The organism is Noviherbaspirillum sp. Root189, assembly GCF_001428545.1.
Classification (GTDB): domain Bacteria; phylum Pseudomonadota; class Gammaproteobacteria; order Burkholderiales; family Burkholderiaceae_D; genus Noviherbaspirillum.
Map to the genome: position 1 here is coordinate 39,488 of NZ_LMHZ01000018.1, position 24,982 is coordinate 64,469.

Genomic DNA, 24,982 nt, shown 5'->3' on the forward strand with positions numbered 1-24,982 from the left:
TTGCGCACGTCCTAATTTCATCCAAGAATCGGAGGACTGTCGTTCATCCGTGCCTTGTTTCGCACAGCGAAACAATGTTTTAAAGGTATTGACCGCTTTTTGTCGTTCCGTTAAGTTGACCGTCAAAATGGGTACGCGTGTTTGCGCTTTAATCGCCACGGAAATGGTCATTTTTTGCTGGAGAATCGACTACAGACAAAGCCTTCAGCAATGGCGTCGGCATGATGAAACATGCATTCAAAACAAAGCAAAAAGAGGAGACAAACCATGCGCTGGAAGAACCGTCCGCAAGGGGCTAACTGGGGCGACTTCGGCCCTGATGACCAGTTAGGCCGCGTCAACCTGATCGGCCGGGAACAGATCCTGAAAGGAGCCGCCGAAGTCCGCGAGGGGCGCAGCTTTTGCCTATCGCTTCCGCTCAACCTCCCGGGAGGAAACCTGCTCAATACACGCAGGCATCCGCCACGGCTTGAACCTACTTATCGCGAAGGCAAACCTGTCGTCAACTTCCCCATGGCGAGAATAGACCGGGACAGTATCGATATCGTATCTGACGACCAGGTACTGATTTGCCTGCAGTATTCGACACAGTGGGATTCACTCGCGCATGTAGGCGCACGTTTTGATGCGGATGGCGATGGTGTAGAAGAGACCGTGTACTACAACGGTTTTCGCGCCGATGAGCATATCAAGGGGCCCATGCATTACGGCCAGGGAGAAGAGGAAAGCGGCTGCGGCTGCGATGGGCCGAATCTCTCTTTCGCGGAAGCTCTGGGCATCGAAAACATGGCGGTCCACGGCATGCAGGGCCGTGGTGTGCTGGTCGATCTCGCACGTCATTTCGGAGACGAACGCAAACTGATCGGCTTCGACGAATTGCAGGAAGTCATGCAGGCCGACGGCGTCACTGTCGAAAGGGGAGACTTCCTGGTGCTGCGTACCGGCTTTGCAGAGGCGGTCGTACGAATGGATGGCAAGCCGGATCCGGATGTCCTGCATCACACCTGCAGCGTCATGAACGGGCGCGACGCTCGCTTGCTGGAATGGATCAGCGATTCCGGCATTGCCGCAATCTGCGCTGACAACTATGCGGTTGAGGCTTATCCCGCAACTGAAATGCACGGCAAAAAATCCATTCTTCCGCTGCACCACCATTGTCTTTTCAAGCTCGGCATACCACTCGGCGAGCTGTGGTATCTGCACGACCTTGCGGAGTGGCTCCATCAGCATGGCCGGCATCGATTTATGCTCACCGCTCCACCGCTTCGCCTGCCGGGTGCAGTGGGCTCACCGGTAACACCGATCGCGACTGTCTGAATAAAACATAAAAAAACGTTGGCAACACCGATTCAATACGGAGACAACAATGAAGAAACGACTCGTTGCAGCAAGCTTCACGTTATTGTTTTCCGCCGCCGCACATGCGCAGACGGCTCCCGGCATTTCCGATGATGCGGTCCGCATCGGACTACTCCTCGACATGTCCAGCCTGTACGCTGACATTACCGGCACCGGAAGCGTCACGGCAGCCCAAATGGCGATCGACGACTTCGGCGGCAAGGTACTGGGCAAACCCATCCAGCTGGTCTATGCCGATCACCAGAACAAGGCCGATATCGCCGCAAATAAGGCCCGTGAATGGTTCGATCGGGACAAGGTGGATGCGATTCTTGATGTGGCTGCATCCGGCCCTGCCCTGGCGGTCGCTCCGATTGCAAAAGAGAAAAACAAAATCGCCGTATTCAGCGGTCCCGGCTCGGTACGGCTGACCAACGATGCATGTAGCGCGGTAACGGTGCACTATGCCTACGATACCTATGCGCTGGCCAATTCCACCGCCCGCGCAGTTGTCGCCAAGGGCGGGGACAGTTGGTTTTTCCTGACGGCTGACTATACCTTTGGCTCGACGCTGGAAAAGGATGCAACCGACGTCATTACATCAAACGGGGGCAAGGTAATCGGCGCGGTCCGCCATCCTCTCAATGCATCGGATTTCTCATCGTTTTTATTGCGTGCGCAATCGTCCGGCGCCAAAGTAGTCGGACTGGCTAATGCCGGAGGCGACACCATCAATGCCGTCAAGGGCGCGCAGGAATTCAAACTGACTGCTGATGGCAAGCAACGCCTTGCCGGTTTGCTGGTGTACATCAACGATGTCAATACGCTAGGCCTGGAGGCGGCACAAGGCATGTTGCTGACTACCGGGTTCTACTGGGACCGTGACGACGATACGCGCAAATGGGCCCGCCGCTTCTTTGAAAAAACCAAGAAGATGCCCAACATGAGCCAGGCCGGCCTGTATTCGTCCGTCATGCACTACCTCAAGGCAGTCCAGGCAAGCGGAACGGATGAAACCGCGGCCGTTATGACTAAAATGAAGCAGACACCAATCAACGATTTCTTTGCAAAGAACGGCCGCATCCGTGAAGATGGCCGTATGGTCCATGATATGTATCTATTCGAAGTCAAGAAGCCTTCCGAATCACGCTATCCCTGGGACTATTACAAGGAAGTGTCGGTCGTGCCAGCCGACAAGGCATTCCAGCCGCTGTCGGCTTCCACATGCCCGCTAGTCAGGAAATAAATTTACCGAACTATTCTTTTGAGGATGAATTAACTATGAACCCCCGCATAATGCGTCGCCTCTGCGCGGCAGTTTTTACTACGCTGGCCTTTGCCGCCGGTAGCGCCTCCGCACAAAACTATCCGACCAAGCCGATTACGATCGTCGTGCCGTTTGCACCGGGCGGCACCACCGACATTCTTGCTCGTGCAGTCGGTGCGGAGTTGACCAAATCACTGGGTCAGCAAGTGATCATTGATAACCGTCCGGGTGCTGGCGGCAATATCGGGACCCAACTGGTCGCGCATGCGGCACCGGACGGTTATACCTTGCTGATGGGAACAGTCGGTACACATGGCATCAATCAGTCACTTTATCCGAAACTTCCGTACGACCCGATCAAGGACTTTGCCCCTGTCACCCTGGTGGCAGCGGTGCCGAATGTTCTTGTCTTGAATAAAGCCTTCGCTGAAAAGAACCAGATCACCGACGTCAAGAGCTTTTTAAGCTATGCCAAAGCGCATCCGGGAAAACTCAATATGGCATCGTCCGGCAATGGCACATCGATTCACCTGGCCGGTGAATTGTTCAAGACGCAGACCAAGACTTTCATGGTGCACGTTCCGTACCGTGGATCATCGCCTGCGATTGCCGACCTCATTGGCGGTCAGGCGGACCTGATGTTCGACAACCTCCCATCGGCCATTGGACATATCAAGTCCGGTCGCCTCGTAGCCCTTGGCGTGACGAGCAGCAAGCCATCTGCGGCACTGCCGAACGTCCCACCCATTGCGCAGACCGGTGGTGATCTTACCGGCTACGAAGCCAGTTCTTGGTTCGGCATTCTAGCGCCGGCGGCCACGCCTAAAGAAATCGTCGCCAAGTTGCAGCAGGAAATCAGCAAGTCTCTCGCCTCCCCGGCAGTGAAGGAGAAAATGGTAGCGCAAGGCGCAGAGCCGGTTGGCAATACACCGGAGCAATTTGCCGCTCATATCCAGGCCGAAACCAAGAAGTGGGCGAAAGTCGTGAAGGACTCTGGCGCCAAGGTTGATTAAGCCGTTTTGCCAGTTGGTCGGCGGTGCCTGCAACTAACACAAATCGGCACCGCTATCCGCACGATCTGACGTAATCCCCATGCTTACTTGTCTGGGCCCGGGCTATTCGATTTGTTGGTGGTCGAGCCGGTATGTCCGCCTGTCGCTGCGGGCCCACCTGTCTCCCCGGCGGCGCTTCCGGCGTCTGGTGTGGCCGGCCGAGCTTTGTCCATCGTTGTCTTGTCATTTTTATTGGGATGCGGCGCCTTCGATTTTGCAGTCGTATGCCCCGACTGCTTCGACCTCTTCGCCTTATCCGCAGCGCTCGCTTCATCAGGCGCCGCCGTGTGACTTGCCGCCATGGCACCGCCTGAAAGAGTAAGTACGCAAAGAAAAATAAATAGGCTTTTCATTGGTATCCTTTCCTGTCCTGGTCGACGCGCATGCACAGTACATGCCACAGCTTATTCAGCACGACTATCGCTTACTGTGTGACGACGCCGTTATCGAGTTGTTCCAGCAGACGAAGGAAATCATTGATGATGGACGTAATCTATGCGTCGAAATGCATTAGCTTCAGAAATCGCAATGAAATTACACTTCTTTCCCCCTCATTCTCGTCATTCCCGCCCTATCGCAACCCTCATGTCGCAACACTGTCCTATCGTGAGTGATCTGTAACGCACCACGGCACCCACCTCGGTCGCGGTGCAGTTTAAATAAAGGCGACTCAATGAAGAAAATCAGCAATAAAGCAGCTGCAGTCCTTTTGCTGCTTCTAGTACCCTTTGTTAGCGGCTGCGGCGGCTATGCACGTACGGGAAATAGCGGTTCCGGCGTACAGGTGTATGGCACCATCGATGCTGGTGTACAACATCAACGTTCGCATTGAAGAAGCAAAACTTTTGCATGCCGTCATGCACGTCTGAAGAGTCTACGGTAAATTAACGGTCGGCTCCGTCTCAAGACGGGCAATCACTCACTACTTTCAGGAGACGCTAATGAAAATCTTTCTGCTGCCCGGCATGCTTATTTCCGCTGTGCTGATCGCTGGATGTGCCAGCATGGGTAATAGCGCGACATCTGCATCGCCTGCACAGGCTGCAGCTTCCGCGACGAACACGGATGCGACGATCACGCAAAAGGTGAAAGACAGTTTGCAGGGGGACCCCGATACGGCCGGACAGAAATACAATGTCGATACCGCCCAAGGCAAGGTCACCCTCAAAGGCGAGGTAAAGTCCGTTGCCGCATACCGCAAGGCTCCAGTCGTCGCCAAAACGGTTCCTGGCGTTGTTGCAGTGGACAACCAGCTCGTCGTCTGCCTGACCTGCAAGTAAAACTTTTCGCCTGACATGCCTCGGGAGGCCAGTCGACGCCGCTTCGGCGACGACTGGCAGGCATTGCGTTGTCATTCTTTTATCATTTACCCCAATCGCTTTAGATTTGGACGGCAACGCCCACAAGCCTCTATAATTGCGCCGCAGAAGGTCTTTCTTATGGGCATGAAACATGCATGAGATAAGCGCCTCCTGAAAACTGGCAACTTATAACTGACGTAGATTACGTTCCCTTACCATCCCGGTGCATTGGCTTGGCTATAGCTCTTGTGCCCGAACCGCGCTTTAAAAGCATGCGTGACGAACTTGAGCGAAGACTGATCACAAGAACGCCGCTGCGGCTGCCGGCTAGGCTACTGGTATCCAGTGACCACCCGTTCGATGTGGAAACGATTGACGTATCAGTGGGCGGTGCTTGCGTGCTGGTCAACCAGGCCCTGCCGCTCGGCACGGGTTGTGCAATTGCTTTCGAGGTACAAATGCCGGAAGGTACGCGACGCATCAACGCTTGGGGAGCGGTCGTCTACGACTATGCCGACTCGGAGAATGTCCAACATCGTATCGGTATTGCTTTTGTCGACATGGATGCGTATAGCCGACATTTGCTCCAACGCTTGGGGCAACAATAACTGACGGCTTTGGGGTATTACGTGCTTACCTGGATCGGCAAGCAGTGCTTTTACAGCCTCTCCCGTTTTTAATCCCGAGATGGTGCTAAAATCTTTGGCTTTCCCTTAAAGCCGTTCAAATGTTGTTGATCTTATTATGGGCAGCGCTGGCAGTGCTCGCTCTTACTGGCGCCGGTTACTCGCATTACCGATATCGCGTCATCCATAACCGCTATTACGCCCGCCTTTTTGGACGCGATAATGAAACGCGCGTGTCTGACACATCTTCCTCCTCCAGGTATCAGGCTCCAGGACGTTCTGTCTTTCTGCCGCTTGCTACGCTGGCGCTGCTGTGCCTTCTCGTGCCCATGGCATTAATCATCTGATCAGTATCAACCGCATGCGGGGGCTTGTACCCATGCATGCGATGATCAAAAAACTGTCGGATCACCGACCAAGGAGCCAAACATGGCAAAGAAGGAAACCCTCGACCCGGAAACCCTGGCATTAATACAGTGGTGTACCGAAGTAGAGAAATATCTCGTTGCCGGCGGGGCTACGCTGGCCCAGGCACAGGAACATATTGAAGAACAGGTCGAATGGTTCACCGACCAGTTTTATGACGGTCTGACCCCGGAAGAAGCGGCAAAAGCTGCGCTGAACGATTAATCCTGAAACGTAGTCGGTTCAATTTGCTGCATCACGTCACTATCATCGGTTTGCAAAATATCGCAAGACGGTCTGCGCATGGGAGAGCCGAGGAGTATAGTGGCAGCGATTCCATTCCATCGAGGTCATCATGCAGGAAGTCAATGCGCAAATGGCGCTGAGGTTGCACCAGATCACCGGAGAGCCGCTGGCCCATTGCAGTTATCTGCTTGATCAGACCAAAGGCGATTACGAAACCGCGCTCAAGATACTTGAACGGATCCTGGAGCAACGCAAGACAGGTTCGAGTGGTTCCGACGCACCGATCGTGGAAACGGCGCCCGGACTGACGGCGACGACAGCCTCGGATCTCGAACTACGGGTGCAACGCCTGGAAAGTCAATTAGGACTTCTTGCTCAGACACTGGACGCGGTGAGCAGCAAGTTAACGCTGCTGCTCGACAAGTTATCCGACGGTCCGGACCAGAAGGCGGACTAATACCAATTCCAACCCATAACTATTGTCTCCGTCTCCGCCTGCGCCTTGCCAGTCACAAAAATCCATCGATCCCATTCGTTACGTTACAGGTTGGAATTGGTATAAGGCCGACAAGACCGTCGTTGCACAGAAACCCCGCTAGCCGCCGACATGCGCCGCCTGACCGCCATAGTCTTGTTCGGCTGCTTCTTCCTGCAAGCGAAGGTAACGTGACAATGCATCATCGAGAGGAGGCAACGCAATGCCCTTCTCGCTTTGCAACGCACTATACTTCGGCCTCGGCGCAGCATAATTCATCTGCGCGCAGGCCATCGGCTCCAGGCGACTCGTATCGATGCCTGCCATCGTGCCGGCCCTGTGCGCCAGATCGGCCCAGGTGATCGGCTCCGCGTTAGTCAGGTGCCAGATCCCCTTTTCCTTGTCGATCAGCAGGTCGAGGCAAGCATGCACGAGATCCGGGACATAGGTCGGAGACACCTTCATGTCATTCGCCGCGACGAATGGCAATCCGGCACGCAAGGATTTCAAAGCCTGCGCAACAAAATTGTGACTGTCCCACGGACCGAAAAATGCGCTGGTGCGGATCACTAGTGCTTCCGGCAGCATGTCCAGCACCTTGCGTTCCGCTTCGACCTTGCTACGACCATAAATGTTAAGCGGCGCCACGTTGTCGCCTTCGATATATGGCGATTGCTGACGACCGTCGAAAACAAGGTCGCTCGAAAATGTCATCAGTTGAACCTGATGCCGCACGCAAGCGATGGCCAGCACAGACGGTCCAAGCGTGTTTTCCCGAAAGCAGCGCTCACTGTCCGTCTCGGCGTCATCGACGCGCACGTAGCCACCCGCATTGATGATTGCCCAAGGGCGGTAACGCACGATGATACTTTCGACAGAAGCTGGGTCGGCAATATCCATCTCTTGCCGGCTCACGATTCGATAGGCAAGGCTGCGTGCTTCGCAAATGCGCGCAAACGCACTCCCCAGCGTTCCAGAGGCACCCGTAATCAGTATTGGTTGTGCATCCCCCGGGCGACCATGCAGACGCTCGGAGGAAAATGAGGCAACCGCTGCGCTGGTGGCGACAGGAGGACACAGGAACCGCCCGGGCCGATGCCACCAGCCCAGCCCTTGCAATACCGGATGCGACAACGGGCGGCCTGCGGATAGTTCGCGCATCAGGGATGCGACTGCGGTAGGACGCGGATGCCCCGAGCGGACATCAAACGGGCCAGGCTCGTAATAGCCGCGGCACTCGGTTACGAGGCAATTCCAGTCATACGATCCAAGCAGAGCCCAAACGGTGACTGCGCGCACGTCGACGCCGTTGCACCGTACCTGCTGGGCGGCTTCCCAGATTTCCAGCAGCCAGCGCAGTTGGTCTTCACGGTTGGCATCAATGTGCGCCTCGGTGATCGCGATTGGCAAGCCGTAACGACCCCAGGCCTCCTGCAACAAGGGACCAATGCCTGGCGTCGGTGTGGCCAGTGCACGCGGCGTTTCGATATCGGCATGATGAAAATTCCGGTACGTTCCGACGTAACGCTCGGGATAGCGGTCCACACGATGGTCGAGCCACCGTTCGCTCGTAATGTAGTAATTCACGCCGATAATATCCGGGGGGCATGGATTATCTTTAAACCAGAGCAATTCGGAAGTCTCAACGCCTGTACTGCTAAGGTATTCCCACAGCGCATGGTTCTCATCGACCTTGCCGCACAACAGGTCCCAGGAAAGCCAGCGACGTTCGTTATAGAAGGTCGTCAGTTCAGCCATCTCCGAGGTGCTGTAGGTTTTCCCCAGATCATCTGTCTGCACAAGTTTCGCATTGGGATTGACTTCGCGTATCGCACGCATCGACAACACCACGGCGCGGCACTGATTGACAAGCGCCTGTATGAAGCTGCGTTCATCCCTGCCGTGCGGATACCACACGCCGTAGAGTCCGCTGAAGCGTGCCGTGGTGAGCGGTTCGTTGACCGGTGTGTAGTATTCAATCCATGGATAACGTCTTGCCACTGCGCCCGCAAATTCGGCGAGCCCCTCCGCGAAACCAGGGTCGATCAGGCTCGTGTGTCGCGGCCCGCTGCCATGGTGAACGAGGCCGACGATGGGCGTCACACCAAGCTTTTGCAGCGCAGGCAGCCTTTCGTCGGGCCATGACCAGTCCGCAGTATCAAGCCCGTCCGGCGCGGTGCGTTCCCACAGTACCGGATAACGAATCGCACGAATTCCCAACGACGCAAATCGTTCAAGATCGTCAGTGCGCGCCGCATGGCCGTTCCGTTCCATCTGGCTGAAATACTGGTCCAGCACCCGATTGACGGTGCATTCAAGCCCGCCCCATAAGTCGATTTCTGAATTCATATTTTTGTGTGCTTGTTTAATCATGCGTCTTTACTTGCTTGTCCTGAAAACGGCAATGCGCTGCCCTGCGGATCATCCCGCCAGACTTCACATAGAAGATGAAAATATAAAAATTGATGAAGCAAACAGGGAGAACGGCGTACACCCATTCCTCCTGCTATCTGCAGTCGGCTGCAAAGCCGGCTTCGCCGTATCTCCTGGTTCGCTTATTTGCGCACGCTCTTTGCCCGTGTCGCGTCGGATGCTTTCGCGGCGACGGCAAATCGCGCGGCATTCTCTGCCACGTCCTGTTCGTCAAGCTGCTCCAGCAGCGTGTACATGGACTCCGCCGTGACAGTCCAGGACGTCCGGGACAACTTGTCGCGCATCATGCGGATCATCTTCAGCTTTTCATCCGCGGCCATGTTCAATGCTCTTTCACATGCTGCGATGAACTCGGCCGGCGTAGAGGCAATCGTCACCACGTCGCTATGCAGGTCCACCACATCCTTGACCGGCGTACTGACAATTGGCAGTTCCGCCGCCATGTATTCAAGCGACTTGGTCGGGCTGATGAATTTTGTCGATTCATTCATCGCGAACGGCATCAGGCATACGTCCCAGGCCGCAAGGAATTGCGGTAACACCGTATACGACTGCTGCCCCATGTAGCTGATATTTGCGCGCTGAGGTAAGGTTTCGGGGTCAATCTTAACGACAGGTCCCACCAGCACAATCTGCCATTCAGGATGGACCTCCGCCATCTGCCGCACAATCTCCGGATCGAAACGCTCGTCAATGACGCCATAAAAGCCGAGGCGAGGCTGGCCAAGTTGCTTTTGCGAAGGCAATGCGATGTTCCGGTCGAGCGCCTGGCGAAAATGGATGATGTCGACGCTGCTTGGGAAGCAATGGACGTTCGGATTGCGGTGCTTCTTGGCCTGAAACAGGCTTGGTCCGCCTGTAAACACGATGTCGGCGCGTTTGAGCAAAGCGTCTTCCCGCTCGAGCAAATGGGTGGGCGGATTTTTGAAGGCGCTCAGTTCGTCCATGCAGTCATAGATGACGCGTCGTGGTTGCAGTTCTTCCAGTAAGGGAAGTGCCATCGGTGTATAAAACCAGACATAAGGGTCTTCATGCTCGTCACCCAATTCCCTGACCATTTGCCGCAGGTAGGGAAGTTGGTCATCGTGAAACCCAGGCTTGTCAACGGGTGTGACGGGACGGCAGACAGTCAGATTGGGCAAAGGTCTTGATGTCTTGATCGCGGCCGGACCTTCACGAAATTCAGGCTCTTCGAAGAACACGATCCGGTATTTATCGGCTAATCTGGAAAGTAGATGCTGAGGCCGCTGGTAAACAAAATCCCAACGCAAATGTGAAAATACGATTATTGAATTCATGCAAGCTCCGCCTTCATATCAGACTCCTGGTAAATAGTTCTTTCATTGCAAGCCCCCGCCCTCGGGATTGGTACGCAAAGTCTTTCGCAACATGGGATGGACAGTTGGAAATTTGATTCGACGCACCATATAAAACAGACAACGCTACGCCGATAAAATTCGTTACACTTTTTAAGCCCTTGCGGCGTCGCAACGAATTCCCTTTTGAAAATCTTGTAGGTAGTCGTTGGGATGGCATGGACAACGCGTCTTGCCCGATTTGGTCTTGAAGGACTTGTGCTTGTCCCATTTCGCGATGAGCCACGATGCGCTTGATCGTGGTGACGATAGAAGTGCTGAAAGACCTTGGGCGGATCGCGCCGACAGGCCTTAACTGGCCATGGCGTGAAAATTTGTGAGGGTGAGGATTTGCCATTGCTGAAATCCTCACCGACTTCACCTCCCGGTACCGTCTGCTAACAGACATAGAGAGAAGCAAAGGTAATAGGAATTAACAATCCATGTTGTATATCAAGCAAAGGCTGATTAGCAGGAACTAAATGTAAAGCGGTGAAACTGCCACTCGATAAGACAGTGCCGGCTGAATTCAGCCGGCACTCACTGTTAGCCACACACAGCGTAGCTTTCCAGCAGCGTAGCTTTCCAGCCATCCAAGGCGGAAAAGCTTACTGCCCAAATATCTTAATACCTCACGTCCCACTGGCGTGCGGGCATGGCAATGATTTCGCTTGCTCCAGGTTGCCCTGCCGCGACGTTGAATGCGCTGATGCGCGCGTTCAATACACCTGCTGGCAAGGTGGAGGTCTCTACCTCAAGCCATGCAAACTTCCGGTCGAATGAAATTTCAAAAACGCCAAGCCGAGGCGTATAGCTGCTGGCCGGTAAAAGCTCCACATTTTGCAGGCCGCTGCCACGCACTTCAAGACGAATACGGCCGCTGATAATCGACCCATGCGGCGGAGCCATCGTCACCATTGCGGTAAACGGCACATCTGAGGGCTGAACCGAGCCATTCTGAATATTCCAGCGTCGCGCCGGCATGACGACGATTTCGCTTGCACCGGGTTGACCCTGTGTCACGTTATAGGCACTGATCCTGAAATCCTTTACACCGTCCGGCAACGATCGGCTATCAAAATCCAGCCATGCCATGGTCCGGTCAGCCGATACATTAAACGTACCGTAGGTCGGCGCATAGCCGCTCGCAGGCAGCAACTCGGCGTTCGCAATGCCGCTGCCCCGCAATTCCAGCCGGGTGATGCCACTGATCGTTCCGCCGTCAGCCGGCGCAGAAGTTAGTGTCGCCGAAAACATGCCTGATGGTGGCACGGGATTATTGATATTCCAGGTACGCGCCGACATGGCGACGATCTCAAGCGCGCCTGGCTGGCCTGCCGGAACGTTGAATGCGCTGGCACGTACATTGAACGGGCCGTTTGGCAACGAGCTTGTATCAAGATCGAGCCATGCACGTGTCTTGTCCCCAGTGATATTGAAAATTCCGAAGCGTGGCATATACCCTGAAGCAGGTAACAGCTCGGCATTGGCAATTTCATTGCCATTGATTTCTATTCGCACAATTCCACTTACTGTGGCACCGTTTGCCGGTGCTGCATTGGCTCCTGCAAAGAATGGCGCATAGGGATTGCCGGAACAAGCCGGACTCAGGCTACAGCTATTAAAAACTCTGCCTTCAGACGTATAGACCGTCGGGCGGAGTTGCGTCGACGATCCGCCAGCGCCATTAGCACCATTGGATGAAGCTATGTCATTGACGTCACCACCGCCACATGCGGCCAGCATCAGCACAATGCCTAATGCTGAGAGGTACTTCACACTTCCAACCATGATATCTATTCTCCAAAACGAAAGATCAACACGTCCTTGAGGAGAGCTGAGGTCTACATGCGGCAAGGTGCGTGAAGCGAATGAACAGCTCCCTGAATTTCTCTCCGGATTACTGTGACGCCGAGATTCGCGAACAGATGTTTAGTGTTGTCTGTGCCCGATGCGCAATGCTTGATGTGTCTCAAGCGCGAGAGGTTGAGCGCCGGCGAAATGCGCGCAAGTCGACTTGACGTTGTAGGCGAACCACGAGGAGGAGGAAATGGTGATTCATCTTTTGCAAAGCCACCAGGCACGCCCGGCACCGTACATTGACCACAAGGCTGGAGACAGAAGGCAGAGGGCAGAAGGCAGCACGCGCAGAAAACCGATGGGCTTCAATCTAATGCGTTGATATAACGCTATCGACGGCGAAGGCTCCAGACGACATTGCCTGTGATGCCGGGACCGCGCTGTGCGGTCATCTCAACATTGCAAGGAAAGTTGAGATACCAGAAGCGCCGGACAAGGTCGATGTCTGACTTCTTCAGTGCGTGCTTTTGAACCTGGCTTGATTGATGCCACAAACGAAATATTGAACTGGTTCAATTGAAAAACGGCATGGACTGCGGGGAGCAGTTCATGCCGTTTTTTAGTCAGGAAGAGACTTCGCCAGCAAGTCCAATCCGGTTACTTACTTATTCTCCGCCAGGCTGCGCAGATTCAAGGCCTTGACCTTGCCGCCTTCAATCGTAGCGACGTAGGTATTAGCCAGCGAGCCGCCAACCTCATTCACCCCGTCGATATCGTTGGGGTTGTACTCGGCTGGCAGCGTCTTGAATGCCTTGTTCATCTGGGCGCGAATCGCTACTGGATCGGTCACTGAATTTGCCAGCTTCATGGCATTGGCGGCGGCGTGTACTGCCGTGTAGTTCAGCGACACTTCGGAGCTTGGGTCGCGACCCGGATTCAATTTGCGGAAACGATCGACAAAACCCTTGGCATCCGGCCGTGTGTCTTCTACCAGCGGCAACACGCCGATCGAACCCTCCAGCGGACCATAGCCACCGATGACCTTTGCCATTTCATCCATCTTCGCTTGGTCGATGATAATGAAGCCGCCCTTGAAACCAAGTTCCCGTGCCTGTTTGGCGACCAGTGCGGTCGGCTCGGACGCGCCGCCAATGAAAAGTACATCCGGTTTGGCCTGCAGTACACGCGACACGCCGCTGTAGAAGTCGGTGGCCTTGTTATAGGACATCGGATTCTCCGCAACGATCTTGCCGCCAGCGGCTTCCCAGGCGGGCTTGAAGGCGGCAGTCCATGCCTTGGCATAATCGTGGTCCGCGTTGGCAATGGCTGCGTTCTTGCCATACTTCGTCATGGTGGTCTTGACGAAGGGGTCGATGTAGCCGGTGAATTCCGGTGGGATACGGATCGTCAGCTTGTTCCCGCGCGCGGTGACTTGCGGCAGGCTGGTATAAGCGAGTAGCAGGACATTCGATTTTTCATTGAATGCCTGTACTGCAAAGATTCCGCCCGAGTGCGGGACGAGCACTGCAGGCGTCTTGTGCTGCTGGATCAGGCGCTGAACGTTGATGCCGGTCTGGCTGGGGTTGTACTGATCGTCCAGCGACACAATTTCAAGCTTGTATTTTTTGCCGCCGACTTCGAAGCCCTTGGCATTGATCTCGTTAACAGCCATCTCCATGCCGGACAGAACGTTCTTGCCATAGAGTGCGGCACCTCCGCTCAGTGGACCGGAATAGCCGATCTTGACGACTTCCTGCGCGAAAGCGACGGTACTCATCGCAAGGCCCATGGCCATGGACGCAAATAGTCGGGTAAGCTTGCCTGGTTGCTTGATCATTGCTTGTCTCCTGTTCAGTAAGGGTGTTGGTCTGCTCTCTGTGTTACTGTGTTTCCTGTAGTTCTGTTTAAATCTATTTATGCTCCGATGTATGCCTTGCGAACCTGTTCATTGTTGAGCAATTCATCACGGTCACCTTCCATCACAATGCGTCCGCTTTCGATGACATAGGCTCGGCTGGCAATCTTGAGCGCGGCATAGGCGTTTTGTTCCGCCAGCAGAACGGTGGTGCCCGCCTGATTGATCTTCTGGATCACTTCGAATACCTGCTTGACCACCAACGGTGCGAGTCCGAGCGAGGGTTCGTCGAGCAACAGCGCTTTGGGGCGTCCCATCAACGCACGTCCTATGGCGACCATTTGCTGTTGCCCGCCTGAGAGCGAACCGGCATTCACCTCGCGCTTCTCATGCAGAATCGGAAATAGCGAGAACACTTCTTCCAGCGTCCGATTGACGCCTGCCTTGTCGGCACGATGTACATAAGCGCCCAGAAGCAAGTTTTTGAGCACGGACATGCCGGGAAAAAGCTTGCGACCTTCAGGGCAATGCACGACGCCGTCATGCACGATGCTGGACGGCTTCATGCCGACCAGCTCCTTGCCGCCGAAACGGATGCTCCCGGTGGATGCCTTGTTCAACCCACTGATGGTCAGGAAGATCGAGCTCTTGCCGGCACCATTGGCGCCAAGCAGCACCACTAACTCACCCTCTTTCGCATGGATACTGACATTGTCGAGCGCGCGGAACCCGCCGTAGTTCACGGAGATATTATCAAGCTGCAGCATGTTCGCTCCCGAGATAAGCTTCGATGACGACCGGATTGGAACGGATTTCATCCGGCGTGCCTTCGGCAATCTTCTCGCCGTAGCTAAGGACCATGATCTTGTCCGCAATGCTCATGATCATGTTCATCTTGTGTTCGATGAGGCAGACCGTCAGGCCGCTTTTTACCATCTTGCGGATCAGGTCGGACAGACCGACGGTTTCCTCTGGATTGACGCCGCCGGCAGGCTCGTCGAGCAGGACCAGCGTCGGATCGGTGGACAAGGCGAGTGCGAACGCGACCCGTTTGCGCTCTTCTTGAGAAATATCGCCGGCGATGCGATGCGCCACATGCGACAAGCCGACGAAATCAAGCGCGTCACGGGCTTTCTCGCGGCATCGCGCCTCTTCCTCCTTTAAACGGCGCGTACCCAGCAAGACATCGGCCAGTGTGGATCGGGTGCGCAATCGGTGGCCAACGATCAGGTTGTCCAACACAGTGGCACGATCAAACAGACTGGTACTCTGGAACGTCCGGGCAATGCCAAGACATGCCATTTGGTCCGCACGCAAGCGTGTGACATCTTCGCCGTTAAAGATAATGCGCCCCGAAGTCGGCGGCATTGCGCCGCTGACGAGGTTGAAGAAGGTCGTCTTGCCCGCACCGTTCGGGCCGATGATCGCGTTGATCTTGCCTTTCTCGACGGTCGTGGAGACATCATGTACTGCGGTCAGGCCGCCGAAACGCTTGGTCAGGGATTCAATCTTAAGCATGGGACGTGCCCTCCCGCTTTGTTGGCGCACCGGCCGCCGTTGGCCGCGTCGACGTGGCAAGTGCGTCCGCCTTGCGCGATGCGTTGCGCGTTTTCCAGGCCACATAGGAGCCTACGATGCCGTTAGGCAAGAAAATCACCAGCAATACCAGGATCGGACCGAAGACAATGAAACGGTAATCCTGCAGGAACTGCAGGTACTGGGTGAGCCATGGCATGGAGATCGACCCGAGCAGGGGGCCGAACAGGGTGCCAATGCCGCCGATCAGCATGAACATGGTCATATCAAAAGTATGTTCAACACCGGCGAGGCCAGGACCGAGAAAGCGCACCGAGCCGGCATACAAGCCGCCGGCAAGGCCTGCGTAGAACACCGACAGCATGAAGGCCAGCAGTTTGTTGCGCATCAGGTTGATGCCGAGCGCTTCCGCCAGATCATCACTGTTGCGAACCGCCATGAAGGTGCGCCCAAGCAAGGAAGTAACGATACGCTGCATTACCCAGACGCTCAGCACGAGAAAGAACAACACCAGATAGTACTGCGCACGCGGCGTCTCGAAATCAATGCCGGCGATCGACTCGGGAGCCGGAATGCCGATAATCCCGACGGTTCCATGGGTCAGGCTCTCCCATTTTTCGATCAGCAGATACATGATGTACCCGACGCACAGCGTAAAGATGGAAAAGAAGTGCCCTTTCAGCCTGAGCGAAACGAGTCCGACAAAAAAGCCGAGCGCGGTCGCTACGAAACCCGACAGCGCAAAAGCGATCCAGAATGGAACGTGGTGATCCACGGTGAGAATGCCGACGGTATATGCACCCACCGCCATGAACCCGGCGTGGGCCAGATTGAACTGGCCGGTATAACCGGTAATCAGGTTCAGGCCGATCGTGGCGATGGCGTAGATGTAGGCGAGCGACATCACGGTAAGCAGATAATCATTGCCTGCGAACACAGGGAATAGCAGTGCGAGGACAAGCAGCAGTGTCCAGCCGATTTTTCCTTCAATGAATTTCATGTTTATCGCACTCCTTTAGTGAACAGGCCTTCCGGTCGTACCGAGAGAATGACCACCAACAGCACGAAGGCGATAATGTCCTTGTAGTCGGTCGAGATGTAGAAGGCGCCAAAGGCCTCCGCAAAACCGATGATGAGACCCCCGACTATGGCGCCGGGAACGCTGCCCATGCCGCCAAGCACGATGATCACGAAAGCCTTGGTAATCACCAGGTTGCCCATTGCCGGATACACCAGATTGATCGGTGCATAAAGGGTTGCCGCAACTGCGGCGAGAATGCCGGAAATCGCAAACGTCAGCATGGCTACACGGTTTGGATCGATGCCGACCAGGGCGGCACCATCGCGGTTCTGCGCCATCGCAATGATGGTTGAGCCGGTAATGGTTTTTTTCAGGAACAGATGCAACGCCACCATCAATCCGAAGGCAGCAACGACGATCAGCATGCGCTGGACCGGCATGATCAGGCCCGAAAACTCCATGATGCCGGTATAAGGTGTTTGCATGCGCTGAAAGTCAGCCCCGAAAAGTGCTTGTGCGCCTGACTCCAGGAACAGCAGGATACCGATCGCGGCGATCATGTGATGCAGGCCGGGAGCATTTCGCAGCGGGTGAAATACCAGGCGTTCCGCTATCACAGCCAGAATCGCCACAACCCCCGCAGCGCCCACCATGGCAAGCCAGTAGTTGAGTCCCAGCTTGCCCATCAGAATGAACGCCGCGTAGGCACCAACCATGTAGAAGGCGCCATGTGCAAAGTTGGGTACGTGAAGAATGCCGTAGACCAGTGTCAGTCCCAGCGCCACCAGGCTATAGACGCCGCCAAGCGTTAGTCCGTTAAGGACCTGTTGAAAAAGCAAATCCAAAACCTTGTCTCCTTGTAGGTGATTGCCGCTGCTTGGCGACAATGCATGGTTCACAGTCTGTGCCGTGTTGGTTGTTGCAACGCTAATCAAAACGGCCGACGGTGTCAACGCTTTTGGAACGTTGTTCCGCTGTGCGAAACATAAATCACGTTGCCTTGACCTATCACAACGCTTGCAGAGGCCGGCTTTCGCTGGCAGGATGCGATTGAGACCGTAGGGCTAATTCCTGGAACGCCGGTGCAGAATACTGTTTCGCTGTGAAAAACACAGCGTTCCCGGTTGCCGATCAAGACATGGAGAAAGTGCATCGCAAGTTGTGTATAAATAACTCACTAAGGAGACAACATGATTACCCGTTTCTTTTCTCGCCTGGCTCCAGTTGCTGCTGCCGCACTGCTAGCTGTCGCTTCGAACGCAGCGAACGCGCAGTCGCCAGCTCAGACCTATCCAAACAAGCCGATCCACATCATCGTGACCTTTACGCCGGGTGGCGCCCCGGATATCATCGGGCGCATGCTGGCAGACCGGCTCTCCGCTGCCTGGGGCCAACCGGTGGTCGTGGACAATAAGCCGGGCGCGGGCGGCAATATCGGTGCCGATGTCGTGGCAAAGGCACCGCCTGATGGCTACAACCTGGTGGTCGGCACAGTAGGTACGCATGCGATCAACGGCGCGCTATACCAGAAGATGCCTTACGATATGGTCAAGGACTTTACGCCGATCAGCCTGCTCGCAACGACGCCGAACATGCTGGTAGTGCACAACAACGTGCCGGTCAAAAATTTGAAGGAATTCATTGAACTCGGCAAGAAAGAAGGCAAGATGACATTTGCTTCTTCCGGTTCGGGCACGTCCATCCATGTCTCAGGGGAGTTGTTCAAGACGCAAACCGGAATCGACATGCAGCATGTGCCCTATAAGGGCCGTGCCAGTGCGATTCCTGACCTCCTCGGCGGAAGGGTTACCATGATGTTCGACAACATGCCCTCCAGCCTGCCCTTGGTCCGTGAAGGTAAGCTGAAAGCGCTTGGCGTGACCAGCGCAAAGCGTTCACCGGCGGCGCCGGATATTCCGACCATTGCTGAAGGCGGCCTGCCGGGGTTTGAGGCAGTGTCGTGGTTTGCGCTGTTTGCGGCACCCGGTGTCCCCAAACCCATCGTCGACAAATTGCAGGCAGAGGTCAGCAAGATTCTGAAGTCGCCGGACGCATCGAAACGTCTGCTCGACATTGGCCTGGAACCGATTGGTTCGACACCGGAAGAATTGGCGACCTACCAGCGCAGCGAAATTGCCAAGTGGAGTAAGGTGGTTAAAGATTCCGGGGCAAAGGCCGAATAATCTGAATACGTTTTAAATTAACCCGTATGTACCGGCGTTTTGCTACGCGCCGGCACATACGGCAAAGGTAAAGTTTGGCTCCTTGATCAGGGTATTGCTGCCCTGCCCGCGCACCTGCGCACGATGCGTATTTTCGATATCACATGACTGCTTCCGACGGCAACGCTCTGCCCGCTCCAGATGAAGGCAAATCTGCGGAGGATCGATATTTCATTACCGCGCTGGCACGTGGACTCGACGTGCTTGCCTGCTTCCGGTCGGGCGATACCTCTCTCAGTAATCAGCAAATCTCCGAGCGCTGTGGCCTGCCGAAATCGACTGTCACGCGAATTGCCTACACTCTGTCGAAGCGGGGTTATCTGACACAGGTCGAGCCGGGCGGTCGCTACGCTTTGGGCACCGCCACACTGGCACTGGGCAGTTCCATGCTGGCGCGGATGGACATTCGGCAATATGCGCGCCCCCTGATGCAGGAACTTGCCGATCAGGCCAAGGCCACGCTGGCGCTGGGTGTACGCGATCGCTTATCGGTGATTTATACGGAAGTCGCGCGCAGCACCGCCACGCTTGCCCTGACGATGCAGGTCGGTTCACGGATCCCGCTGGCAACTTCGGCGATTGGACGCGCCTATTTGGCAAGCGCTTCGGAGCAGGAACGCAATGCCATTCTAAAGCTGGCCCACGAACTGGATGATTCCGCCGCCGACGCGATACGTCAGGGCATCGCGCGCGGTGTCGAAGATTTCATGCAATACGGCTGTACCACCTCGTTCGGCGAATGGCAGAAGGACGTCAACGGCATTGCCGTTGCTTTCCGTACAGCGGGCACGATACCGACCATGGTGATGAACTGTGGCGGTCCGTCCTTTAGTCTCACGAAAGAATATCTGCTCATGGAAGTGCGGCCCAAGCTCCTGGCGATGGCCAGGAAGCTGGAGTCTTCATCTTTCTCGTGAGCGGGTGCCGGTCAGGAAAAGCCGCGTCACTTAGCTTTATCACCTGTTCCAAGGCGCCGCTCAAGGCGTGGAGTGATGCCGACCCAGCTGCAGATACATTCCGCTGGCGATCATGCCGAACAACAGGTGCCCCATCACGGCAGCCCAGCCTCGCATCTCGGCGAACCACGGGAACACACCCACCATCACAAAGAAGTTGAACAGATAAAGTATCAGTCCAAATACGCCACCCGCAAACAATACTGTTCCCGGACTCGTATCCCAACCGAACGATTCAATGAGGGCGGCTATGATAATTGCGAAGACGACTCCGAGGATGTAATGGGTAATCAATGCGACAGTTACGATGCCGACATTAAATTCGGACGATTGCAACACGCCGCTTCCCATACTGATAGCAGCGATCTTATGAGACATCGCCCAAGGCGAAGAACCGAGCGAAGTCATTGACCAGAACAGCTCGAGCACCATAAGGGCAGCACCGGCAACCAGGCCGGACGCGATCGCTGCGCGCCAGTCAGGCGCGTGAGCACGCCATCTATGCAGTGGAAGATGCAATTGCATGATTACCTCCTTGGAAATGACCGCACCCAACCCCGGTCCATGCCTGATTAAATCTGCTTATCACTGATCAATTAGCGATCACATTTCATTCATTATCGGACGATGACGAGTTAATCTCGCCTTAAGGAAACAAACGGCTCATGGAAAGATCGGCACGCCGGGTGTCTCGCCGGCGAAGCGCATTTCATCAAGTGCACGGCGTGCGCTGTCGATATCCGGAAGCAGATAGTAAAGATGATGTCGCATGGTGTGCTCCTTCACGCGGACAATCTGTTCCCTCAGTATAGGCATTATCAACTGGCTTGCAATCATCCTCTTGTTGCCGCTCCCGCCCCTGTGGTAGCAGCGGTGTATAAACTTTTCCGTACAGTCGTTTCGTAGCGCGTAAATATTGCATTAGCCGCTCCTGTCTGTCGTGAAAGCCTCTGGCGCAAATCTTGCGAGAGATATAACGGCATGCTTTTCCGGAGTGCCCTACTTCAACAACTTAACCCCTTTACGTTCCAAGGAGACATGACATGCAAACGAAACTACTTTCCCTCGCGGTATCCGCATTCCTTCTTTCCATGGGGACTGCATCGGTCCAGGCGCAAACTTCAAGCTCCAGCGGCGCAGCGGATGCGACCACCAAGAGCGCAGGCGGAAAGACTGATGCCAATCGCGCTGGCCAGATGAGCCCGACAGGTGAAAATGAGACGACCAGTGCCACCAAGAAGCCGTCGGCCAGCGGTTCTTCCGGCAGCGACTCCACTTCTGGCAAATCGATGTCCGGTAAATCTCACTCAAGCAAATCGCATTCGAGCAAATCCTCAGACAGCGGCATGTCCTCGGGCAGCAGCAATTCATCGAGCGGCAGCATGTCCTCGGGAGCGAGCGGTGGCGGTGAGGCAAACACCAAGAGTGCCAGTGGCAAAACCAGTTCCAATCGCAGTGGAAAGATGAGCCCGACAGGTGAAAACGAAACCACCAGCGCTACACCCAAGGCCGGGAACAAGAGCCAGTAATCAGTATCCCGGCAGCGGAACCGTCAACAGGAGAAGCGAAGAAGGAAGTAAGAGTTAGCGACGCTATGTGGTCAGCTTATTTCTGTTGACGGGCAATACCGCTTCGGCGCATGCAATAAATTCACCCAAGAAATCCGTACACTACAGTGAACGTTTTGTCGTTCCTGAAGGTCAGTGCATCTGATCCAAAAACTTGATAAACGATGCACGACCGGAGCCTTAATGAGTGACCAGAGCAACAGTAACGGAACGCAGGACGATCACCGGAAACACAGTCCTGCAGGTAACCCCACGGCAACGACTTACGACCCAAACCGCCTCCTGGATTCGCTGATCGACAGACTGCAACTGAAGAACGATGCCGCCCTGTCGCGGACGCTGGAGGTCGCCCCTCCTGTCATCAGCAAGATCCGACATAAACGCGTGCCGGTACGCGCGTCCTTGCTGATTCGCATGCATGAGGTAACGAACCTGAGTATTCGCGAATTACGTGACTTGATGGGTGATCGGCGCCAGAAATATCGGATCAGCGATTCATTCATTCATGTAAGGCCTTTATGAATAAATGATCGCAGTGATGTGTTGGAACAGGCCATGGCAACCGGCAGGATGACGAGTGCCGGTGTACGTCGTCGATGTAACCAACGGCGTTGAGGGGTGAACGCGAGATTATGCCTGATGCTTCCCGAGTGTTTCCCTGAGTTCTTCGATGCATTTCTGCATTGTGAAGGCACGTACGGATTCACGCGCATCGTCACCAGCAATATCCGCGACATCGATACTGGATTCCCAACGCTGGAGAAGATTTTCCAGTTCATCGACAGGTACGGCTTGCGCGGTATAGGACATTCAGTTTCCTTATGGATGCAGTAAGAGTGGTGATTGAATTGATTTGCGGAGACGCAAACCGACAGCGGGTGCTTCAGTAGTGTGACAAACGCCGTCAGACAAAGTTTGTAAAGGGCCATACATTTTTTCCGGCTGGGTGCCACGCTACCTGCACCGTCGGCGTACCGGTCAACCCGTGTGGAAAGTCCAGCGGAGCCAGCATGAAACATTTGTCCTCGAAGTCCGACGACCCGGAGGGATTGCGCACGGTCCTGCACCACGAATGGCTCCGTACTGGCTACGCCGTCCTTGCCTTCTTTCTCCTGCTATGTAGCTACACCATGCTGCGTCCGGTGCGCGATGATATGGCCGTACGCTTCGGCGCCGACCGCCTGCATTGGCTTTTCACCGGAACCTTTCTGTGCACGCTCGCGGTGATACCCTTGTTTGGCGCCGTTGTCCATCATGCGCGCCGTAACGCCATACTGCCAGTATGTTACGGGTTCCTTGTCCTGAACCTGCTTGGGTTCTGCGCGGCGTTCAGAGCCGAAGGCAATGCATGGACGGCCGCGGCTTTTTTCATTTGGCTCAGTGTCTTTAATCTTTTTGTCGTTTCCCTTTTCTGGAGCAACGTAAGCGATGCGTTTAATGCGCAGGAAGCGCAGCGTCGCTATGGCATGATCGCCGCCGGCGGCACAGTGGGAGCGATGGCCGGGCCGGCAATAACCGCGCTTGTTGCCCGCTACGTGAGTACATCCACTTTGCTGGCGACTTCTGCCGGGTTGATCTTTCTGGCGACGATATGCATGATGGCGTTACGAAACGCATCCCCGGGAGATAACGGGACAAGCTTGCGGCCAGTGGGCGGGTCCATCGTCGCAGGCGTGCCGCTGACGCTGAAATTGCCGGAGTTGCGCGGAATTGCGCTGCTCGTCATTTGCCTGACTACGGTCTCAACCGTCCTCTATGTTGAAATTATTAGTCTGGCCGGCCAACACTACGCCAGTTCCGGTGAGCGCAAGACCTTCTTCGCCTCGGTGGACCTTGCAGTCAATCTCCTTGCCTTTGGCCTGCAGCTCGCGGGAACCCGCTTTGTCGTCAGGCATGCAGGACTTGCCCTGGCCCTAAGTATTGCGCCAGTCCTGATGCTGGCTGGACTTGTTGTGTTGGGTATCCGGCCGACCCTGATCGGATTTGCGGCAATACAAATACTGCACAGGGCAAGTGAATACGCGTTTGGAAAACCTGGGCGCGAAATGATTTACACGACTATCGGACCCGAAGGCCGCTTCAAGGCCAAGAATTTTATCGATACCACCGTCTACCGGGCAAATGACGCGGCCAGTGCATGGCTAATCAATCTTGTTCGCGGTGCCGGATGGAGCGCAGTGCTGCTGGTTGGGCTCCCCGCCGTGCTGGTATGGCTTGTCGCCGCGTTCCGTACCGGCATACGCTTCGACCGCCGAACTGACAAATAGATAACTCTGAGATAACGCTGGACTGGGGACACCGGTTGATTCTGCTAAAACACGTCAAGTGTTGACGGGTATCAATCACGACTGGGGTCAAGCGACTATATTTCCCGCTGGAAATCAGGAGTTGCCCAGTGTCCTTTATCGCTTTCGAACGCCGCAGTCATACCAGAAAACCCGCCCTTTTTAGCGCAAGGCTATTGCTCGACCACACCTCGTCGCCCTACATGACCATTGATTTGTCCATGGGAGGCATAGCCATCCTTGGCGCACAAGCGCTCCCTGTGCTGAAAAACCATGCCCTAGCAGTCGACGTGCCACATAGCCGGCGCCGGATTAATGCCTGGGGTACGGTCGTGTACAGTGTACCGACAGACCGGGGTCTGTTCCGCAGCGGCATACGGTTTATCGACATGGATACCTATAGCGAAGCTTGTATCGCCGAATTTCTTAGCATGCCCGAACCGGTGCTCGCACAGCACCGCTGATCAGGCAGCGTCGCGGTCGAGGCCGAGGGGTAATTCCAGCAAGACGCCGTCGTCACCTGCCTCCACCGTTTTACCGACCTTCGACCATGCTTTTCGACGAAGCGCAGCAGTAAACAGCATGGCATTTTCCGCCGCTTTCAGTCGCCCGAGGTCAAATCTTTGCAGCTGCTGCACCACGATCTGGTTAATCGCCATGGTGGCCTGCATCATCAGCAGGTCCGCGCTCGATCCGACGGCATCCACTTGCGGCGGCGGGATGAATGGCACAGTGCTGTCATCGTCGCCCCTCGTGAGGCACTGATAAATATCCGCGAGTGAAATCGAATGAGGCGGATGCGGGCATATCCATGTATCGGAACGGGAAGGATGCGGCTGGAGCAGACCGCCGGCACTCAGGATCCGCAACAGCTTACGTAGATGGCGCGACGATAATTCCATCGATTCCGACATTTGCTGCGCGCTGGGCGGGCGTGAAACGTTGCAAATCAGATGGGTCATCACGGCAAGCGCAGTCGATAGCTGCAAATGCAGACTTGAATTTCCAAGCAAGTACTCATTACTCTTAGGTTGGGACATGTTGATCTCGTTAGCGGAAAGACAATGCCGCAGCGTAGGCGAACGCAGTGCAGCAAATCCAATGCCTTATCCGCATGAAACTATGCGGATAAGGCATAAGTAGCGATTATTCGTACGGATTCGGACGGGTATGGCAAAGCGCTTTGGGCACTTTGGCGTAAAAACATTGACGACGGACGCTATATCGCCTTTAATTTCTGT

26 protein-coding genes are annotated in these 24,982 nt (G+C 55.2%); 14 read left to right on the top strand and 12 right to left on the bottom strand.

Annotated features, from left to right (window positions below):
• The first annotated feature begins 267 nt into the window (after positions 1-267).
• From ASE07_RS12800 to ASE07_RS12840, 8 genes are all read left to right on the top strand, one after another.
• Positions 268-1,317: a cyclase family protein gene (locus tag ASE07_RS12800; protein WP_057291225.1), complete on the top strand. Its 1,050-nt coding sequence runs from the start codon at positions 268-270 to the stop codon at positions 1,315-1,317.
• 49 nt (positions 1,318-1,366) lie between these two features.
• Complete coding sequence (locus ASE07_RS12805; RefSeq protein ID WP_057291226.1) at positions 1,367-2,584, top strand: ABC transporter substrate-binding protein; 1,218 nt, start codon at positions 1,367-1,369, stop codon at positions 2,582-2,584.
• 35 nt (positions 2,585-2,619) lie between these two features.
• Entirely contained in the window at positions 2,620-3,618 is a 999-nt protein-coding gene (locus ASE07_RS12810; protein WP_057291227.1) for a Bug family tripartite tricarboxylate transporter substrate binding protein, read from the top strand.
• 712 nt (positions 3,619-4,330) lie between these two features.
• The gene (locus tag ASE07_RS28795) at positions 4,331-4,489 is read left to right on the top strand and encodes a hypothetical protein (RefSeq protein WP_156396588.1); all 159 of its coding nucleotides are present in this window, start codon (positions 4,331-4,333) and stop codon (positions 4,487-4,489) included.
• Between the two features lie 109 nt (positions 4,490-4,598).
• Positions 4,599-4,937: a BON domain-containing protein gene (locus ASE07_RS12820; protein WP_057291229.1), complete on the top strand. Its 339-nt coding sequence runs from the start codon at positions 4,599-4,601 to the stop codon at positions 4,935-4,937.
• Between the two features lie 254 nt (positions 4,938-5,191).
• Positions 5,192-5,566: a PilZ domain-containing protein gene (locus ASE07_RS12825; protein WP_156396590.1), complete on the top strand. Its 375-nt coding sequence runs from the start codon at positions 5,192-5,194 to the stop codon at positions 5,564-5,566.
• A gap of 447 nt (positions 5,567-6,013) precedes the next feature.
• Entirely contained in the window at positions 6,014-6,214 is a 201-nt protein-coding gene (locus ASE07_RS12835; RefSeq protein ID WP_057291232.1) for a hypothetical protein, read from the top strand.
• 130 nt (positions 6,215-6,344) lie between these two features.
• On the top strand, positions 6,345-6,692 hold the full coding sequence (locus tag ASE07_RS12840; protein ID WP_057291233.1) for a hypothetical protein: 348 nt from the start codon (positions 6,345-6,347) through the stop codon (positions 6,690-6,692).
• Between the two features lie 138 nt (positions 6,693-6,830).
• Here the strand turns inward: ASE07_RS12840 and ASE07_RS12845 are convergent, their stop codons facing one another.
• The 9 genes from ASE07_RS12845 to ASE07_RS12880 form a co-directional block, all read right to left on the bottom strand.
• Entirely contained in the window at positions 6,831-9,059 is a 2,229-nt protein-coding gene (locus ASE07_RS12845; protein ID WP_057291259.1) for a family 1 glycosylhydrolase, read from the bottom strand.
• Positions 9,060-9,265: 206 nt separating this feature from the next.
• A complete protein-coding gene (locus tag ASE07_RS12850; RefSeq protein WP_057291234.1) occupies positions 9,266-10,441 on the bottom strand; it encodes a glycosyltransferase in 1,176 nt (391 codons plus the stop codon).
• Positions 10,442-10,454: 13 nt separating this feature from the next.
• Entirely contained in the window at positions 10,455-10,856 is a 402-nt protein-coding gene (locus tag ASE07_RS28800; protein WP_156396592.1) for a hypothetical protein, read from the bottom strand.
• Between the two features lie 266 nt (positions 10,857-11,122).
• Complete coding sequence (locus tag ASE07_RS12855) at positions 11,123-12,277, bottom strand: hypothetical protein (protein WP_156396594.1); 1,155 nt, start codon at positions 12,275-12,277, stop codon at positions 11,123-11,125.
• Between the two features lie 682 nt (positions 12,278-12,959).
• A complete protein-coding gene (locus ASE07_RS12860) occupies positions 12,960-14,135 on the bottom strand; it encodes an ABC transporter substrate-binding protein (RefSeq protein WP_057291236.1) in 1,176 nt (391 codons plus the stop codon).
• Positions 14,136-14,212: 77 nt separating this feature from the next.
• Positions 14,213-14,920 (bottom strand): ABC transporter ATP-binding protein, encoded by a 708-nt coding sequence (locus ASE07_RS12865; protein WP_057291237.1) that lies wholly within the window; start codon positions 14,918-14,920, stop codon positions 14,213-14,215.
• Positions 14,907-15,671: an ABC transporter ATP-binding protein gene (locus ASE07_RS12870; RefSeq protein ID WP_057291238.1), complete on the bottom strand. Its 765-nt coding sequence runs from the start codon at positions 15,669-15,671 to the stop codon at positions 14,907-14,909. Before ASE07_RS12870 ends, ASE07_RS12865 begins: the two co-directional genes overlap by 14 nt.
• Complete coding sequence (locus ASE07_RS12875; protein ID WP_057291239.1) at positions 15,664-16,689, bottom strand: branched-chain amino acid ABC transporter permease; 1,026 nt, start codon at positions 16,687-16,689, stop codon at positions 15,664-15,666. Before ASE07_RS12875 ends, ASE07_RS12870 begins: the two co-directional genes overlap by 8 nt.
• Before the next feature lie 2 nt (positions 16,690-16,691).
• Complete coding sequence (locus ASE07_RS12880; RefSeq protein WP_057291260.1) at positions 16,692-17,555, bottom strand: branched-chain amino acid ABC transporter permease; 864 nt, start codon at positions 17,553-17,555, stop codon at positions 16,692-16,694.
• A gap of 345 nt (positions 17,556-17,900) precedes the next feature.
• Here ASE07_RS12880 and ASE07_RS12885 point away from each other — a divergent pair, with 345 nt between their 5' ends.
• Both ASE07_RS12885 and ASE07_RS12890 read left to right on the top strand, forming a co-directional pair.
• A complete protein-coding gene (locus ASE07_RS12885; protein ID WP_057291240.1) occupies positions 17,901-18,893 on the top strand; it encodes a Bug family tripartite tricarboxylate transporter substrate binding protein in 993 nt (330 codons plus the stop codon).
• A gap of 143 nt (positions 18,894-19,036) precedes the next feature.
• Positions 19,037-19,849 (top strand): IclR family transcriptional regulator, encoded by an 813-nt coding sequence (locus ASE07_RS12890; RefSeq protein ID WP_057291241.1) that lies wholly within the window; start codon positions 19,037-19,039, stop codon positions 19,847-19,849.
• A gap of 60 nt (positions 19,850-19,909) precedes the next feature.
• Here the strand turns inward: ASE07_RS12890 and ASE07_RS12895 are convergent, their stop codons facing one another.
• On the bottom strand, positions 19,910-20,413 hold the full coding sequence (locus ASE07_RS12895) for a hypothetical protein (protein WP_057291242.1): 504 nt from the start codon (positions 20,411-20,413) through the stop codon (positions 19,910-19,912).
• 518 nt (positions 20,414-20,931) lie between these two features.
• Between ASE07_RS12895 and ASE07_RS12900 the strand changes: the two genes are divergently transcribed.
• Together ASE07_RS12900 and ASE07_RS12905 are read left to right on the top strand one after the other, a co-directional pair.
• Positions 20,932-21,417: a hypothetical protein gene (locus ASE07_RS12900; protein WP_057291243.1), complete on the top strand. Its 486-nt coding sequence runs from the start codon at positions 20,932-20,934 to the stop codon at positions 21,415-21,417.
• 222 nt (positions 21,418-21,639) lie between these two features.
• Positions 21,640-21,978 (top strand): hypothetical protein, encoded by a 339-nt coding sequence (locus ASE07_RS12905; protein ID WP_235548453.1) that lies wholly within the window; start codon positions 21,640-21,642, stop codon positions 21,976-21,978.
• Positions 21,979-22,086: 108 nt separating this feature from the next.
• On the opposite strand, the gene ASE07_RS12910 is transcribed toward ASE07_RS12905, so the two are convergent.
• Positions 22,087-22,266, bottom strand: coding sequence for a hypothetical protein (locus ASE07_RS12910; RefSeq protein ID WP_057291244.1), 180 nt, complete (start codon positions 22,264-22,266; stop codon positions 22,087-22,089).
• Between the two features lie 200 nt (positions 22,267-22,466).
• On the opposite strand from ASE07_RS12910, the gene ASE07_RS12915 reads away from it, so the two are divergent.
• Together ASE07_RS12915 and ASE07_RS12920 are read left to right on the top strand one after the other, a co-directional pair.
• On the top strand, positions 22,467-23,723 hold the full coding sequence (locus tag ASE07_RS12915; protein ID WP_057291245.1) for an NTP/NDP exchange transporter: 1,257 nt from the start codon (positions 22,467-22,469) through the stop codon (positions 23,721-23,723).
• A gap of 128 nt (positions 23,724-23,851) precedes the next feature.
• Complete coding sequence (locus tag ASE07_RS12920; protein ID WP_057291246.1) at positions 23,852-24,205, top strand: PilZ domain-containing protein; 354 nt, start codon at positions 23,852-23,854, stop codon at positions 24,203-24,205.
• On the opposite strand, the gene ASE07_RS12925 is transcribed toward ASE07_RS12920, so the two are convergent.
• Positions 24,206-24,781 (bottom strand): Rrf2 family transcriptional regulator, encoded by a 576-nt coding sequence (locus ASE07_RS12925; RefSeq protein ID WP_082584122.1) that lies wholly within the window; start codon positions 24,779-24,781, stop codon positions 24,206-24,208.
• Positions 24,782-24,982 lie beyond the last annotated feature (201 nt).